The following is a 15,231-nucleotide window of genomic DNA, read 5'->3' as shown; positions in this document are numbered from 1 at the left end:
GGCTCCACTTCCCGCGCCCGCCCCCCCCCCTCCCCCCCCCCTTCGGCCCCTCCCCGCCGGTCGGGGGGCCTGGGGGCCCGCCAACCCCCGCCCCCCCCCCGCGCCGCGCTCCAGCAGTCCCTGGTCCGCTCGCACGCGGCGGGCGCGGGGCCCGAGGTGGAGCGCGAGGTCGTCCGCGCCCTGGTCCTGCTCCGCCTCAAGACCCTCGCGAGCGGCCACACCGGCGTCCGGCTGGAGACCGCCGAGGCGATGGCCGCGATGCTCAACGCCGGCATCACGCCGGTCGTGCACGAGTTCGGCTCCCTCGGCTGCTCCGGCGACCTCGCGCCGCTGTCCGCCGCCGCCCTGGCCCTCACCGGCGAGGGCGACGTGCGCAACGCTGACGGCGTCCTCGTCCCGGCCTCCACCGCCCTCGCGGAGGCGGGCATCCGGCCCGTGCGCCTGGCCGAGAAGGAGGGCCTGGCGCTGATCAACGGCACCGACGGCATGCTCGGCATGCTCGTGCTGGCCGTGCGGGACCTGGCCTACCTGCTCGACGTGGCCGACCTCACCGCCGCGATGAGCGTGGAAGCCCTCCTGGGCACCGACCGGGTGTTCGCCGCCGACCTCCAGGCGCTGCGCCCGCACCCCGGTCAGGGCCGGTCCGCGCGGCGCATGGCGGAGCTCCTGCGCGACTCCGAGATCATGGACAGCCACCGCGGCCCGGACTGCACCCGCGTCCAGGACGCGTACTCCCTGCGCTGCTCGCCGCAGGTCCACGGCGCGGCCCGGGACACCGTCGCCTACGCCGAGACCGTCGCGGACCGGGAGCTGGCGTCGTCGATCGACAACCCGGTGGTGCTGGCCGACGGGCGGGTCGAGTCCAACGGCAACTTCCACGGCGCCCCGATCGCCTACGTGCTGGACTTCCTCGCCATCCCGACCGCCGACGTGGCGAGCATCGCGGAGCGCCGCACCGACCGGATGCTCGACGTGAACCGCTCGCACGGCCTGCCGCCGTTCCTGGCGCACGACCCGGGCGTCGACTCCGGTCACATGATCGCCCAGTACACGCAGGCCGCGATCGTCAGCGAGCTCAAGCGCCTGGCCGTGCCCGCCTCGGTCGACTCGATCCCGAGCAGCGCGATGCAGGAGGACCACGTCTCGATGGGCTGGTCGGCCGCGCGCAAGCTGCGCCAGTCCGTCGACGGCCTGCGCCGGGTGCTCGCGATCGAGTTCCTGACCGCCGCGCGGGCGCTGGACCTGCGCACACCGCTCAAACCGGCCCCCGCCACCGCGGCGGCCGTGGCGAAGCTGCGCGAGCACGTCCCGGGCCCCGGCCCGGACCGCCACCTCGCGCCCGAGATCGCCGCCGCCGAAGACCTGATCCGGAAGGGAGCGCTCTGATGGTGCGTGCCGCCCGAGGTACCGAACTGACCGCCCGCAGCTGGCAGACCGAGGCCGCCCTGCGGATGTTCCACAACAACCTCGACCCGGACGTGGCCGAACGGCCCGAGGACCTGGTCGTCTACGGCGGCACCGGCAAGGCCGCCCGCGACTGGCCGAGCTTCCACGCCATCAGCCGCGAGCTGGCCGAGCTGGAGGACGACGAGACGCTGCTCGTGCAGTCCGGCCGCCCGGTCGGCGTCATGCGGACGCACGAGTGGGCCCCGCGCGTGCTCATCGCCAACTCCAACCTCGTGCCGGACTGGGCGAACTGGCCCGAGTTCCGCCGGCTGGAGGCCGAGGGCCTGACCATGTACGGCCAGATGACGGCCGGGTCGTGGATCTACATCGGCACCCAGGGCATCCTCCAGGGCACCTACGAGACGTTCGCCGCCGTGGCCGACAAGCGCTTCAACGGCACCCTGCGCGGCACGCTCACCGTCACGGCCGGTCTCGGCGGGATGGGCGGCGCGCAACCGCTTGCGGTGACCATGAACGAGGGCGTCGCGCTGTGCGTCGAGGTCGACCCCCAGCGCGCGCGGCGTCGCGTGGAGACCCGCTACCTGGACGAGGTGGCCGACGACATCGACGACGCCATCGCCCGCGTGCTGGCCGCGAAGTCCGAGGGTCGCGCCCTGTCCGTCGGCCTGGTCGGCAACGCCGCCGAGGTGCTGCCCGAGCTGCTGCGCCGGGACGTGCCGGTGGACATCGTCACCGACCAGACCTCCGCGCACGACCCGCTGGCGTACTGCCCGAAGGGCGTCCCGGTCGAGGACTGGCCCGACTACGCCGCCGCCAAGCCCGACGAGTTCACCGACCGGGCCCGCGAGTCGATGGCCGACCACGTCGAGGCGATGGTGGGCTTCCTGGACCGCGGCGCGGAGGTGTTCGACTACGGCAACTCGATCCGCGGCGAGGCCGCGGCGGGCGGCTGCGAGCGGGCGTTCGACTTCCCCGGCTTCGTCCCCGCCTACATCCGGCCGCTGTTCTGCGAGGGCAAGGGGCCGTTCCGCTGGGCCGCGCTGTCCGGCGACCCGGCCGACATCGCCAAGACCGACCGGGCGATCCTGGAGCTGTTCCCGGAGGACGAGCGGCTGGCGCGCTGGATCAGGATGGCCGGCGAGCGGGTCGAGTTCCAGGGCCTGCCCGCCCGCATCTGCTGGCTCGGCTACGGCGAGCGCCACCTCGCGGGCCTGAAGTTCAACGAGATGGTGGCGTCGGGCGAGCTGTCCGCGCCGATCGTCATCGGCCGCGACCACCTCGACTGCGGCTCGGTCGCCTCCCCGTACCGGGAGACCGAGGCGATGGCCGACGGCTCGGACGCCATCGCGGACTGGCCGCTGCTCAACGCCCTGGTCAACACCGCGTCCGGCGCGACCTGGGTGTCGCTGCACCACGGCGGCGGCGTCGGCATCGGCCGGTCGATCCACGCCGGTCAGGTGACCGTCGCGGACGGCACCCCGCTGGCGGCGCAGAAGATCGAGCGGGTGCTCACCAACGACCCCGCCATGGGCGTCATCCGGCACGTGGACGCCGGGTACCAGCGGGCGATCGACGTGGCCGCCGCCAAGCAGGTGCCGATCCCGATGAGCGCCCGTGACTGACCTCGCGGACATCTCCGACGTCGGCCGCGACACCAGGCGCGGCGGGTACTCGCGGCACGGCTTCGACGACGTCGAGCGCGAGCTGCGCGCCTGGTTCGTGGAGGAGGCGCGGCGGCGGGACCTGGACGTGCGGCCCGACCGCAACGGCAACCTCTGGGCGTGGTGGGGCAAACCGGGGCCGGACGCCGTGGTCACCGGCAGCCACCTCGACTCGGTGCCCGGCGGCGGCGCGTTCGACGGGCCGCTGGGCGTGGTGTCGGCGTTGCGGGCGGTGGACCTGCTGCGCGCGAAGGGGTTCACGCCGACCAAGCCGCTGGCGATCGTCGTGTTCGTGGAGGAGGAGGGCGGGCGCTTCGGCGTCGCCTGCCTCGGGTCGCGGCTGATGACCGGCGCGATCAGCGCGGAAGCCGCGTGCCGGCTGGTCGACGCGGACGGCACGACGTTCGGCGAGGCGGCCCACGCGGCCGGGTTCGACCCGTTGCGGATGGGCCGCGACGACCGCGCGCTGTCGTCCATCGGCGCGTTCGTCGAGCTGCACGTCGAGCAGGGGCGGGGCCTGGACGTGCCGGTCGGGTTGGCCGCGTCGATCCTGGCCCACGGCCGGTGGCGGTACACGTTCACCGGCGAGGGCAACCACGCCGGCGCGACCCTCGTCGAGGACCGGCGCGACCCGATGCTCCCGGCCGCCGCGCTGGTGCTGGCCGCCCGCCGTGCCGCGACCTCCGGCGCTCGGGCCACGGTCGGGCGGATCGTGCCCAACCCCGGCGGCACGAACGTCATCGCCTCGTCCGTGGACGTGTGGCTGGCCGCGCGGGCCGACGACGAGCCGCGCACGCGCGAGGTGGTCTCGCAGATCACCGCGGCGGCCCGCGCGGCGGCTGCCGACGAGGGCTGCGAGGTCCGGGTGGCCGAGGAGAGCTGGGGCGGCACCGTGGTCTTCGACCCCGACCTCATGTCCCGCATCCGGGACGCGCTCGGGCCGGACACGCCCGCGCTGCCCACCGGGGCCGGTCACGACGCCGGGATCCTGGCCGCGCACGTGCCGACCGCCATGCTGTTCGTGCGCAACCCGACCGGGATCAGCCACGCGCCGGAGGAGTTCGCCGAGGCGGACGACTGCGCGGCGGGCGTGGTGGCGCTGGCGACGACCTTGGAGCACCTGGCGCGATGAAGAGCTTCTGGTGCGAGCGGGCGTGGCTGCCGGACGGGATCGCGTCGCGGGTGCTGGTGCGCGCGGAGCGGGGCAGGATCTCCTCCGTGTCCACTGTGGACACGATCCCGCTGGGCGTCGAGCGGTTGCACGGCCTGGTGTTCCCCGGGTTCGCCAACGCGCACTCGCACGCGTTCCACCGGGCGTTGCGCGGGCGCACGCACTCCGGTGGCGGCACGTTCTGGACGTGGCGCGACCGGATGTACGCGGTCGCGGACCGGCTCACGCCCGACTCGTACCTCCAGCTCGCCACGGCCGTGTACGCGGAGATGGCCGTGGCCGGGGTGACCGCCGTGGGGGAGTTCCACTACCTGCACAACGGCGGCAACGAGATGGCGGAGGCCCTGCGGCAGGCCGCGTGCGACGCCGGGATCCGCATCACCCTGTTGGACGCTTGCTACCTGGCCGGCGGCATCGGTCAACCCGTGCGCGGGGTGCAGGAGCGGTTCTCCGACGGCACCGGCGACCGGTGGCTGGACAGGGTCGCTGAGCTGCGCGGTGACGACAACACCCGGATCGGTGCGGCGATCCACTCGGTGCGCGCGGTGCCACGTGAAACATTGTCGCTGGTAGCGGGCGCGTTCCCCGATCGGCCGCTGCACGTCCACCTGTCGGAGCAACCGGCCGAGAACGAGGCGTGCCTGGAGTCGTACGGCCTGACGCCGACCGAGCTGCTGGCGTCGGTCGGGGCGCTGACGCCGCGCACGACCGCCGTGCACGGGACGCACCTGTCCACGAAGGACATCGGCCTGCTCGGGTCGACCGGCACCGGGGTGTGCTTCTGCCCGACGACGGAGGCGGACCTGGCGGACGGCATCGGTCCGGCGCGCGAGCTGGCGGACGCCGGGTCGCCGTTGTCGCTGGGGAGCGACCAGCACGCCGTGATCGACCCGTTGGTGGAGGCTCGCGCCCTGGAGCACAACGAGCGGTTGCGGACCGGGCAGCGCGGCCGGTTCGCACCGGCGGAACTCGTTGCGGCGCTGACGAACCACGCGTCGATCGGCTGGCCGGAGGCGGGCCGGATCGAGGTCGGCGCACCGGCCGACCTGGTGTCCGTCCGGGTGAACTCCGTCCGGACCGCCGGCGCCGAGCCGGACCAGGTCGTCCTGGCCGCCACGGCCGCCGACGTCACGACCGTCGTGGTCGGCGGGAAGGTCGTGGCCCGCGACGGCGTCCACGAGCAACTGGGCGACGTGGCCAGGCTCCTGACCGACGTTCTCACCTGATCGGGTGGCGGAATTCCCACTCCCGCCACTCACGCTCACCATCATGGGCCGCATGCCCCCACCACGCCCACCCTTTCGCCGTCGGAAGTTGGCCCGCCGCATCCGCCGGATGCGGGAGGACGCGGGCCTGAGCGTCGAAGACGCCGCCATCGCGCTGGACAAGCACCGGAACAGCCTCTACCGGCTGGAAGCGGGCGAGACCAAGCTCGACGTGCACCTCGCCCGCTCGATGATGGACGTCTACGACCACTACGACCCCACCCTGCTGGACCAGGTCCGAGAGGCGCTCCGACCGGGTTGGTGGACCGACTTCGGCCTGAGGGACATGGGATACGTCGATGTCGAGACCGCCGCGTCGGTGGTCTCGGAGTTGGCGCTGGTCCGGATCCCCGGTCTCCTCCAGACCGAGTCGTACGCGCGGGCGGTCCTGGCGACCGGTTCCTTGAAGCGCACCAAGGCCGAGTTGGCCACCCAGGTCGAGGTGCGCATGATCCGCCAACGACGGCTGACTTCGGAGCAGGATCCCCTCCGACTGGTGGCCCTGGTCGACGAGAGCGCCTTGCGACAGCGGATCGGTGGCGGAGAGGTCATGCGCGAACAGCTGGACCACCTGGCGATGGTCGCCGAGTTGGACACCGTCGAGTTCCGCGTCCTGCCGGTGGACCTCGGCGGGCACGCAGGGCAGCGCGGAGCGTTCACCTTGCTCGACTTCCCCGACCGCGAAGACCCGTCGTTGCTCTACGTGTCGTATGCGACCGGCGCGCTCCACATCGAGGATCACGAGCAGGTCGGCCGGGCTAAACTGCTGTTCAACCACCTGCTTGAACGGGCACTGGGTCCGGAGGACTCGATCGCCCTGGTCGAACGGGTCCTTGCCGAGTGAGAGGCGGTCTTCGTGTCCACTGTAGACCAGAACGGTCCGGTGTGGCGGAAGAGCAGTTACAGCGGTGACGGCAACAACGACAACTGCGTCGAGGTGGCCTTCTCGGCTCCGGCGGTGGGGGTGCGCGACTCGAAGAAGCGTGACGCGGGCTCGTTGGTGTTCCCGGCGTCCGCTTGGCAGCGGTTCCTGCGGGCATGAGCAGCACGCTCGTCACCGGTATCGGGGAGTTGACCACCAACGACCCCGGACTCGGCCGCCTCACCGACGCCGCGCTGATCTTCACCGATCGGGTGGAGTGGGTCGGCTCCGCGTCCGCCGCGCCCGCCGCCGACGCGCGGGTCGACGTGGGCGGCCGGGCCGTGCTGCCCGGTTGGGTGGACAGCCACACGCACCTGGTCTTCGCGGGTGACCGCACCGCCGAGTTCGAGGCCCGCATGGCCGGCCAGGCGTACGCGGCGGGTGGGATCGCGGTCACCGTCGGGGCGACGCGGCAGGCGTCGGACGACGAGCTGGCGGCGAACCTGCGCCGGCACGTCGCGGAGGCCGTCGCGCAGGGCACGACCACCATCGAGACCAAGACCGGCTACGGGCTGACCGTCGCGGACGAGGTGCGGTCCGCCCGGATCGCCGCCGAACAGGCCGACGAGGTCACCTTCCTGGGCGCACACCTCGTCCCACCGGGTGTCGACGCGGACGAGTACGTGGCCCTGGTGGTCGGTGAGATGCTGGACGCGGTGGCGCCGCACGTGCGGTGGGCGGACGTGTTCTGCGAACGGGGCGCGTTCGACGAGGACCAGTCGCGGGCCGTCCTCGACGCCGCCAGGGCCAGGGGCCTGGGCCTGCGCGTGCACGGCAACCAGCTCGGTGAGGGCCCGGGGGTCCGGCTGGCGGTGGAGGCGGGCGCGGCCAGCGTCGACCACTGCACGTACCTTTCGGCCGCCGACGTCGACGCGTTGGCGGACTCGTCCACCGTCGCCACCCTGCTCCCGGCATGCGACCTGTCCACGCGCCAGTCGCTGCCGGCCGCCCGGCGGCTCCTCGACGCGGGCGCGACGGTCGCCCTGGCCAGCAACTGCAACCCGGGCAGCTCCTACACGACCTCGATGGCGTACTGCATCACGACGGCGGTGCTGCAGCTGCGCATGACGATCGAGGAAGCCGTCACCGCCGCCACCCTCAACGGCGCGAAGGCCCTCCGCCGCACGGACGTCGGCCACCTCGCACCGGGCGCCCGCGCCGACCTCCACGTCCTCGACGCCCCATCGACCACGCACCTGGCGTACCGGCCGGGCGTCCCGCTGACCCACGCCGTGTGGCGGGCGGGACGTCAGGTGGTCGGCCCGCGCGACCGGTCCTAGAGACCTCGCGGCCCCGACGCCTCGTGCGGATAACCCGGTTCCGTGACGGGCGGCGCACTGCCGGAACCCGTCGCCGCGGACTAAGGCGCGGGTCGGGTCACCGAGTCCCACGCGCGGAGGGCCGCCGTCGTGCTGTCGGAGTGGGCGGGCAGGAGGGGGAGTCGGACGTCCGGGGTCGGGATGCGGCCCTTCGCGTGCAGCACGGCCTTCACCACGGTCGGGTTCGGTTCCGCGAACAGCGCGGCGGACAGGGTGGCCAGTCGGCCGCCGAGAGTTCGGCCCGTCACCACGTCACCGCCGTGCCACGCGTCGATCAGCCGCACGAACTCCGCCGTGGCCAGGTGCGCCGACGCCAGGATGCCGCCGTGCGCCCCGAGTGCCAGCAACGGCGAGATGAACGCGTCGTCGCCACCGAGGATCGCCAGGCCGGGCGGCTGCTCCGCGAACAGGGCGACCGTGTCGGCGTTGATCCCGCCCGCCGAGTACTTCAAGCCCACCACACCGGGCACGTCACCGAGGCGGCGCAGGGCGTCCGCCGACAGGTACTGCCCCGTGCGGTACGGGATGTCGTACACGACCAGCGGCACCGGGCTGTCGGCGGCGAGGCGGGCCAGGTGGGCCAGCGCGCCCTCCTCGCCCGGCCGCACGAACGAGGGCACGGTCGTCAGCGCGGCCACCACCTCGGGCAGGCCGGCCAACGCCCCCAGCGCCTGCGCGGTGTTCGCGCCGACCACCAGCGGCGCGTGGCGCTCGCGGCAGACGCGGCGGACCACGTCCACCACCGCCTGCTGCTCGGCGGGCGTGAGCGAGGACGGTTCGCCCGTGGTGCCCAGCGCGACCAGGCCGCGTGCGCCGTCGTCCAACGCCTGGTGGGCGAGGCCTTCCAGGGCGTCGGGCGCCACGGCCCCGGACCGGTCGAACGGCGTGATCAGCGGGACGAACAAGCCGGTGAGCGTCATGGCCCGCACGATGCCCGCCACGACCGTGAAGGACCAGTTCGCGTTCCTCAACAGAACCGTAAGCTGACCTGATGCTCGACGTCCGCCGCCTGAGGCTGCTGCGCGACCTGGCCCACCTGGGCACGATCGCCGCCGTCGCCCAAGCCCGCGCCTACACGCCGTCGGCCGTGTCCCAGCAGCTCGCCGCGCTGCAACGCGAGGCCGGTGTGCCGCTGCTGGAGCACACCGGTCGCAGCGTCCGCCTCACCCCGGCCGGCACCGCGCTCGTCGAGCACGCGGAGACCGTCCTGGCCGCTCTCGAAGCCGCGAACGCCACGCTGGCCGCCGCGCGCACCGGGCTGTCCGGCACCGTCCGCATCGGCGCGTTCCCCAGCGCCGTGCCGACCCTGCTGCCCGGCGCGCTGGTCGCGCTGGGCCGCGACCACCCGGCGCTCGACCTGATGGTCACCGAACTGGACCCGGTGGACGTGCCGGACGGGTTGCGCGACGGTCGGCTCGACGTGGCGCTGTGGCACGACTACGACATCGCGCCGGTCGAGCCGGACCCCGGCGTGGAGTCGGTGCCGCTGCTGGACGAGACCGTGTACCTGGCCGTGCCCGCCGAGGGGTCGGCGGCGGCGGGAAGTCGCACGGCCGGGCGTGAGGCGGTCGCCGCGACGCGGGACGCGAGCTGGATCGTCGGCAGTCCGGGCACGCTGTGCAACACCGTGGCGACGAGGGTGTGCCAGGCGGCCGGGTTCACCGCCGGGGTGCGGCACCACGCCGACGACTTCACCGCCGTGCTCGCCCTGGTCGCCGCCGGGCTCGGCGTCGCGCTCGTCCCGGAGCTGGGCGCCACGCACCCGCCCGCCGGCGTCCGGCTGGTGCCGCTCGACGTCCACCGCCGCACCCGCGTCGTCCACCGCCGGGGAGCCGCCGGTCACCCCGCGATCGTCGCGTGCGTCGCCGCGCTGGAGGCCTCGACGACCGCGTACCTCACTCTCAGGAGTGAGGCCCAAGACCGCTCGCGCGACTGATCAGTTCCGGCGGCGTGATCCGCAGGATTCACCCCATGGGAAAACTCAAGCGCCCCGAGTTCGTCGCCGCACCGCTGCTCGTGCTGACCTACGGGGTCGCCCGCGTCGTCGACGGGTTCGACGGGGAGCGCGGCCCCGGCCCGGCCTGGACGATCGGGCACCTGGCGTTCGTGGCGGCGTTGGTGCTGTTCATCCGCATCTTCCAGCGGATGCGCGGGTTGATCGGCCCGCGCGCCCGGATCACCGCCGTGGTCGCCACGCTGGGCGCGCTGGCGCTGCTGGGGCAGTTCTCGGTCGACCTGGTGACCGGCTTCCTGAACGACGACCACGCCGGGATGGCGGCGATGTCCAGGGAGATCCGCACGACGCCGGGGGTCGCGCTGCTCTTCTACGACCTGGGCCCGTACCTGTTCTACCTGGGGCAGCTGGTGCTGGTCGTGCAGCTCGCGCTGGGTCGGCACGTGAAGGCGTGGACGCCGCTGCTGGTGCTGGCCGACCTCGCGATGCCGTTCGTGGACAAGGACCTCATCCCGGTCGGCGCGGTGCTGCTGCTGATCTCGTTCTGGCCGCTCGCCCGCCCGACCCGCGCGCACGCCCTCGTGTGAGGATGCCTCACGTGCTGATCCGCGGCCGGGTGCTCCGGTACGGCCTCCCCGCGCTGGTCGCGGTGGCGCAGCTGTGGCCGTTCCTGGTCCGCGACCACGCGTACGACTGGTGGGGGTACGCGGTCGTGCTCGCCTCGGCGGCACCCCTGCTGTGGCGTCGCGAGGCCCCGCTGACCGCGCTGGTCGCGAGCCTCGTCGCGACCGGCCTGTACGACTTCGGCGGCGACACGCCCGCCCAGCCCGTCTGGTACGGCGCGATCGTGGCGATGCACGCCGTCGCCGCGCACTCGGACCTCCGGGCCAGGGTCGCGGCGCTGGTGCTGGCGGTCGGCGGCACGGTGCTGCTGGTCGGCTCGGAGACGGCGTTGCGGACGGTCGTGCTGTTCGCCGCCGCCTACGGGCTGGGCCGGGCGAGCGCCGCGTCCGAGGAGCGCGCCGCCCGGCTGGAGCACGAACGGCGGGTCGAGGCCGAACGCGCCGCCGAGCGCGAACGCGCCCGCATCGCCCGGGACATGCACGACATCCTGTCCCACGCGGTGAGCGTCATGGTCGTCCAGGCGGAGGCCGGACCGGTGGTGCTGCGGACCGACCCGGTCCGCGCCGAGGCCGCGTTCGACGCCATCGCGGCGGCCGGGCGTGACGCGATGGCGCAGCTGCGGGGCATCCTCGCCGTGCTCAAGAGCGACGACGGGCCGCACGCGCCGCAGCCGACGATCGGGGACCTGCCCGCGTTGGCGGACCAGGTGCGCAACGCCGGCGTGGACGTCGGGTTCACCACCACCGGCGACCCGCTCGCGCTGCGGCCGGACGTGGCCGTCGCCGCCTACCGCATCACCCAGGAAGCGCTGACCAACGTCGTGAAGCACGCGGGAGCCACCCGTGCCGACGTCCGACTCGACTGGCGGGACGACTCGCTCATGATCAGCATCACCGACGACGGTCGCGGTGGTTCACCCGGTCGGGATGGCCACGGCCTCATCGGCGTCCACGAGCGCGCCGCCGCGTGCGGTGGCACGGCGAGCGCCGGCCCGCGTCCCGACCGGGCCGGGTTCCAGGTGCTGGTGGAGCTGCCGGCATGAGCATCCGGGTGGTGGTCGCGGACGACCAGGAGTTGGTGCGCGCCGGGTTCGCCATGATCCTCGACGCCCAGCCGGACATCGAGGTGGTCGCGGAGGTCGGTGACGGTGCGGCGGCCGTCGCCGCGGTGCGCGAGCTGCGGCCGGACGTCGTGCTGCTGGACGTCCGGATGCCCGGCGTGAACGGCATCGAGGCGGCCCGCGAGGTCAGCGCCGAGACCAAGGTGCTGATGCTGACCACGTTCGACGTGGACGAGTACGTGTTCGACGCGTTGCGGGCCGGTGCCAGCGGGTTCCTGCTCAAGGACGTGCGGCGGGACGACCTGGCGCACGCGGTCCGCGTGGTCGCCGCCGGTGAGTCGCTGCTCGCGCCCTCGGTGACGCGGAAGCTGATCGCCCGGTTCACCGCCGGCCCGGTGACCGACCGCCCCGAGGTGCGGGTGCCCGCGTTGACCGCGCGGGAGCAGGAGACGCTGGCGTTGATCGCGCGCGGCCTGTCCAACGCCGAGATCGCGCGGGCCATGGTGGTCACCGAGCACACGGTGAAGACGCACGTCAGCAACGTGCTGAGCAAGCTGGGCCTGCGCGACCGGGTGCAGGCCGTGATCGCGGCCTACGAGTACGGGCTGGTGCTGCCCGGGGCGCGGTGAGCGCGGGCCGCGGTGAGCGCGGGGCGCGGTGAGCGAGTGCGGTGCGCGGGTGCAGTGCGCGAGTGCAGTGCGCGAGTGCGGGGCGCGAGTGCAGTGCGCGAGTGCGGGGCGCGAGTGCGGGGCGCGGTGAGCGCGGAGCGGGGTGCGGTGGGCGGGGCCCGCCTGGTGCGGTGGGCCCCGCCCTCCCCTCACATCAGGACTTGACGATCTCGATCTCGCGCTCGTCCACGACCGGCCCCGACGTCCCGGAACCCGTGGTGGCCGAGGCCCAGGCGACGCCCGCCCGGAACGGGTGCTCGTTCGCGGCCGCGGTGACGAAGACCGTCTGGAGGCCACCGGTGCAGGTGAACCGGACGTACCCGTTGCCGTTCGCGATGGCGGGCCCGACGCGCTGGGTGAGCAGGACGTTGGCGTAGGTCTCCCAACCGGCCGGGCAGACCACGGTCAACTCGACTCTGACCGCCGCGCCGCGGGCCAGTCGTTCAGCGGGTGACTGGATGCGGACACCCGCCTGGGACGGCGACTCGGCGCTCACGTCGGCACTGGAGGGCAGCACGGACGCGAAGATCGCGCCGGCGACCACCGCGAGCACCGCGGCTGCCTTGGCCGGGTGGAGGTCGTGGATGGACGGAAGCTTCATGACGGCTCCTCAGCGGTAGGGACATCGGCCGCGGCCGCGGGTGCGGGCGCGGCGGGAAGTGGCGAGGCCAGGGCGATGAGCAGCCCGGCGGTCACCACGATCACGGGCAGGTGCCACAGGAAGTCGAACCCGCTGTGCACCAGCAGCACGACCAGCGCGGCGACGGCTCCGGCCCACGTCGACCCGCCGCGCCCGCGCCGCACCGCGACGGCGGCGGCGGCCAGGACCAGCAGCACCAGGCCGAGGCCGATCGCGCCGAGCTCGACCAGGACCTGCAGGTACTCGTCGTGGACGTACCGCATGACGCGGGATCCGCCGGTCGGCCTGCTGAAGTCGAACCACCCGTTGCCCGGTCCGACGCCCACCCACGGGTGCGCGGCGACGCGGTCCAGTGCCGCCGCCGTCGCTCCGGCGCGGTCCGGTGAGCTGGTCGAGAGCCGATCCCCCAGCAACGAGCCCAGGTCGTTCGCCAGGAACGCGCCGACACCGGCGGCGGCGAACCCGACGACCACGGCGGTCAGCCGCACCACCGGCCGCACCCGGCTCAGGCCGAGGGTGACGGCCAGGCCGACGACCAGCCCGCTCACCGCGAGCCCCGTCCTGGCCTGCTCGGCCACCGGGATCGACGGCGTGAGCGCGCCGAGGGCGATCAGCGCGCCGAGCCCGACCGGACCGGCGTGCCGCAGCGAGGGGCGGACGCCGTTGCCGATCGCCAGCGCGACCAGGCCCGCCACCAGCGCCAGCAGACCCGCGCGGCTCAGCGTCGCGCCCACACCGACCACCAGCGCGTAACCGGCGCCGGCCAGCGGTAACGAACGCGGGTTGGCGGCGTTCAGCGCGAGGGCGAGCACGGCCAGCGCGGCGAGCAGCGCGGCGGCGGCGTTGGGGTAGGTGAGGGTGGAGGCGGCGCGGACCAGGCCGTCGGCCACCACCGACCACGACGGTGTCCGCCACACGACGGCGGCCCAGCCGGTCACCGCGACCAGCACGCCGATGCCGACCAGCACCGACGCGCACAGCGCCCGTTGCCTCGCGTCGGCGCGCTGCGCCACCAGCGCCGTCGCGGCGAGGCAGCCGACAGCCGCGACCGTGGGCAGGGCGTCGGTGACCGCGCCGCCCAGCAGCGCCCGGAGGACGGCCCACGCGGCGAGCGCGGCGCACGCCACCGACAGCGGCGTCCCGCTTCCCGTCGGCCTCCGCAGCGCCAGGACCAGCGCGAACGCCACCAGCGCGGTGGTGAGCAGCCGTCCGGGCAGGTAGTAGCCGCCCTGCGCGACGACGGCGGCGGTGACCGCGGCCAGGACGAGCAGCAGGTCGTGCGGCAAGGAGACCCCGTCCCGTGGCACGACGCGGTCCAGCTCGATTCCCCCCATGCAGGCCTCCCCAAGCCTCCATGCCCACCGAGGCGGGCGGGCGGATCGTAACCACGGGATCCGGTGGGGCGGAGGCGGTTTCGCCCGGGTTGCGCCGTTCGCCCACCCGTCGCCCGGTGGCCCGGTGGCCATCCACCGGGTCGATCGGCCGGTCACCCCGCGACCACAGGCCGCCCGGCGGCGGAGCGCGCCGAGTTGAGGCAGGCTTGGTGCATGGAGTACACCCAGCTCGGCCGTTCCGGCCTGTCCGTGTCCCGCCTGTGCCTCGGCACGATGAACTTCGGACCCGAGACGTCCGAGGCCGACAGCCACACGATCATGGACCGGGCCCACGAGCACGGCATCAACTTCTTCGACACCGCCGACGTCTACGGGTGGCAGAAGGGCGAGGGCGTCACCGAGAAGATCATCGGCAGGTGGTTCGCGCAGGGCGGCGGGCGGCGCGAGAAGACCGTGCTCGCCACCAAGCTGTACGGCGACATGGGGGACTGGCCGAACGAGAAGCGGCTGTCCGCGCTGCACATCCGGCGGGCCGCGGACGCGTCGTTGCAGCGGTTGCAGACCGACTACATCGACCTGCTCCAGATGCACCACGTCGACCGCGACACCCCGTGGGACGAGATCTGGGAGGCCTTCTCCGTGCTGCGCCAGCAGGGGAAGGTGATCTACTTCGGGTCGTCCAACTTCGCCGGCTGGCACATCGCGCAGGCGCAGGAGGCGGCGCGGGAACGCCACTTCCTCGGGTTGGTCAGCGAGCAGTCGATCTACAACCTGGTGAACCGGTTCGTGGAGCTGGAAGTCCTGCCCGCGGCGCGGCACTACGGCCTCGGCGTGATCCCCTGGTCGCCGCTGGGCGGTGGCCTGCTGGGCGGCGTGCTGCGCAAGCAGAGGGAGGGCGGGGGCTCCCGCGGCACCACCGGTCGCGGCCTCGAAGCCCTGGAGAAGCACCGCGACGCGATCGAGGCCTACGAGAAGCTGGCCGCGGCCCTCGGTGAGGACCCGGCGCACGTGGGCGTGGCCTGGCTGCTGCACCAGGAGGGCGTGACGTCACCGATCATCGGCCCGCGCACCCTGGAGCAGCTCGACGGCTCCCTGCGCTCCACCGGGATCGCGCTGGACGCCGAGGTCCTGGCCAAGCTCGACGACCTCTTCCCGGCCCCGGGCCCGAACGGCGCCAAGCCCGCGCCGGAGGCCTACGCCTGGTAG

Annotated in this window: 15 protein-coding genes; 12 read left to right on the top strand and 3 right to left on the bottom strand. The window is 73.8% G+C overall.

The features are described from left to right. Positions 1-69: 69 nt before the first annotated feature. The 7 genes from hutH to hutI all read left to right on the top strand — a co-directional run bounded on the left by hutH (position 70) and on the right by hutI (position 7,706). Positions 70-1,386, top strand: coding sequence for a histidine ammonia-lyase (gene hutH / locus AB0G02_RS03865; RefSeq protein ID WP_360788900.1), 1,317 nt, complete (start codon positions 70-72; stop codon positions 1,384-1,386). After that, positions 1,386-3,029, top strand: coding sequence for a urocanate hydratase (hutU, locus tag AB0G02_RS03860; RefSeq protein WP_360788894.1), 1,644 nt, complete (start codon positions 1,386-1,388; stop codon positions 3,027-3,029). Before hutH ends, hutU begins: the two co-directional genes overlap by 1 nt. Beyond that, positions 3,022-4,200 (top strand): allantoate amidohydrolase, encoded by a 1,179-nt coding sequence (locus AB0G02_RS03855; RefSeq protein WP_360788891.1) that lies wholly within the window; start codon positions 3,022-3,024, stop codon positions 4,198-4,200. Before hutU ends, AB0G02_RS03855 begins: the two co-directional genes overlap by 8 nt. Continuing rightward, positions 4,197-5,465 (top strand): formimidoylglutamate deiminase, encoded by a 1,269-nt coding sequence (locus tag AB0G02_RS03850; protein ID WP_360788888.1) that lies wholly within the window; start codon positions 4,197-4,199, stop codon positions 5,463-5,465. Before AB0G02_RS03855 ends, AB0G02_RS03850 begins: the two co-directional genes overlap by 4 nt. An 88-nt stretch (positions 5,466-5,553) precedes the next feature. After that, positions 5,554-6,348, top strand: a complete 795-nt coding sequence (locus AB0G02_RS03845; protein ID WP_360788885.1) for a helix-turn-helix transcriptional regulator — start codon at positions 5,554-5,556, stop codon at positions 6,346-6,348. Between the two features lie 12 nt (positions 6,349-6,360). Next, entirely contained in the window at positions 6,361-6,546 is a 186-nt protein-coding gene (locus tag AB0G02_RS03840) for a DUF397 domain-containing protein (RefSeq protein WP_360788883.1), read from the top strand. Further along, positions 6,543-7,706, top strand: coding sequence for an imidazolonepropionase (gene hutI / locus AB0G02_RS03835; RefSeq protein ID WP_360788881.1), 1,164 nt, complete (start codon positions 6,543-6,545; stop codon positions 7,704-7,706). Before AB0G02_RS03840 ends, hutI begins: the two co-directional genes overlap by 4 nt. Positions 7,707-7,786: 80 nt before the next feature. On the opposite strand, the gene AB0G02_RS03830 is transcribed toward hutI, so the two are convergent. After that, positions 7,787-8,716 (bottom strand): dihydrodipicolinate synthase family protein, encoded by a 930-nt coding sequence (locus tag AB0G02_RS03830; protein ID WP_360788879.1) that lies wholly within the window; start codon positions 8,714-8,716, stop codon positions 7,787-7,789. Positions 8,717-8,736: 20 nt separating this feature from the next. Between AB0G02_RS03830 and AB0G02_RS03825 the strand changes: the two genes are divergently transcribed. From AB0G02_RS03825 to AB0G02_RS03810, 4 genes are read left to right on the top strand one after another with little or no spacing between them, the layout of a single operon-like run. After that, on the top strand, positions 8,737-9,681 hold the full coding sequence (locus tag AB0G02_RS03825) for a LysR family transcriptional regulator (RefSeq protein ID WP_360788876.1): 945 nt from the start codon (positions 8,737-8,739) through the stop codon (positions 9,679-9,681). Between the two features lie 35 nt (positions 9,682-9,716). Then, positions 9,717-10,286, top strand: coding sequence for a hypothetical protein (locus tag AB0G02_RS03820; RefSeq protein WP_360788873.1), 570 nt, complete (start codon positions 9,717-9,719; stop codon positions 10,284-10,286). Between the two features lie 11 nt (positions 10,287-10,297). Beyond that, a complete protein-coding gene (locus AB0G02_RS03815) occupies positions 10,298-11,365 on the top strand; it encodes a histidine kinase (protein ID WP_360788870.1) in 1,068 nt (355 codons plus the stop codon). After that, the gene (locus AB0G02_RS03810; protein WP_360788867.1) at positions 11,362-12,012 is read left to right on the top strand and encodes a response regulator transcription factor; all 651 of its coding nucleotides are present in this window, start codon (positions 11,362-11,364) and stop codon (positions 12,010-12,012) included. Before AB0G02_RS03815 ends, AB0G02_RS03810 begins: the two co-directional genes overlap by 4 nt. A 193-nt stretch (positions 12,013-12,205) precedes the next feature. Here the strand turns inward: AB0G02_RS03810 and AB0G02_RS03805 are convergent, their stop codons facing one another. Next, a complete protein-coding gene (locus AB0G02_RS03805) occupies positions 12,206-12,652 on the bottom strand; it encodes a hypothetical protein (RefSeq protein ID WP_360788864.1) in 447 nt (148 codons plus the stop codon). Further along, the gene (locus AB0G02_RS03800; RefSeq protein ID WP_360788861.1) at positions 12,649-14,025 is read right to left on the bottom strand and encodes an O-antigen ligase family protein; all 1,377 of its coding nucleotides are present in this window, start codon (positions 14,023-14,025) and stop codon (positions 12,649-12,651) included. The genes AB0G02_RS03805 and AB0G02_RS03800 overlap by 4 nt, the downstream gene beginning before the upstream one ends. A gap of 213 nt (positions 14,026-14,238) precedes the next feature. Here AB0G02_RS03800 and AB0G02_RS03795 point away from each other — a divergent pair, with 213 nt between their 5' ends. Then, positions 14,239-15,231: an aldo/keto reductase gene (locus tag AB0G02_RS03795; protein WP_360788858.1), complete on the top strand. Its 993-nt coding sequence runs from the start codon at positions 14,239-14,241 to the stop codon at positions 15,229-15,231.

It is taken from the genome of Actinosynnema sp. NPDC023658, assembly GCF_040639995.1.
Classification (GTDB): Bacteria; Actinomycetota; Actinomycetes; order Mycobacteriales; family Pseudonocardiaceae; genus Actinosynnema.
This window is presented reverse-complemented; position numbering and strand designations above follow the sequence as displayed.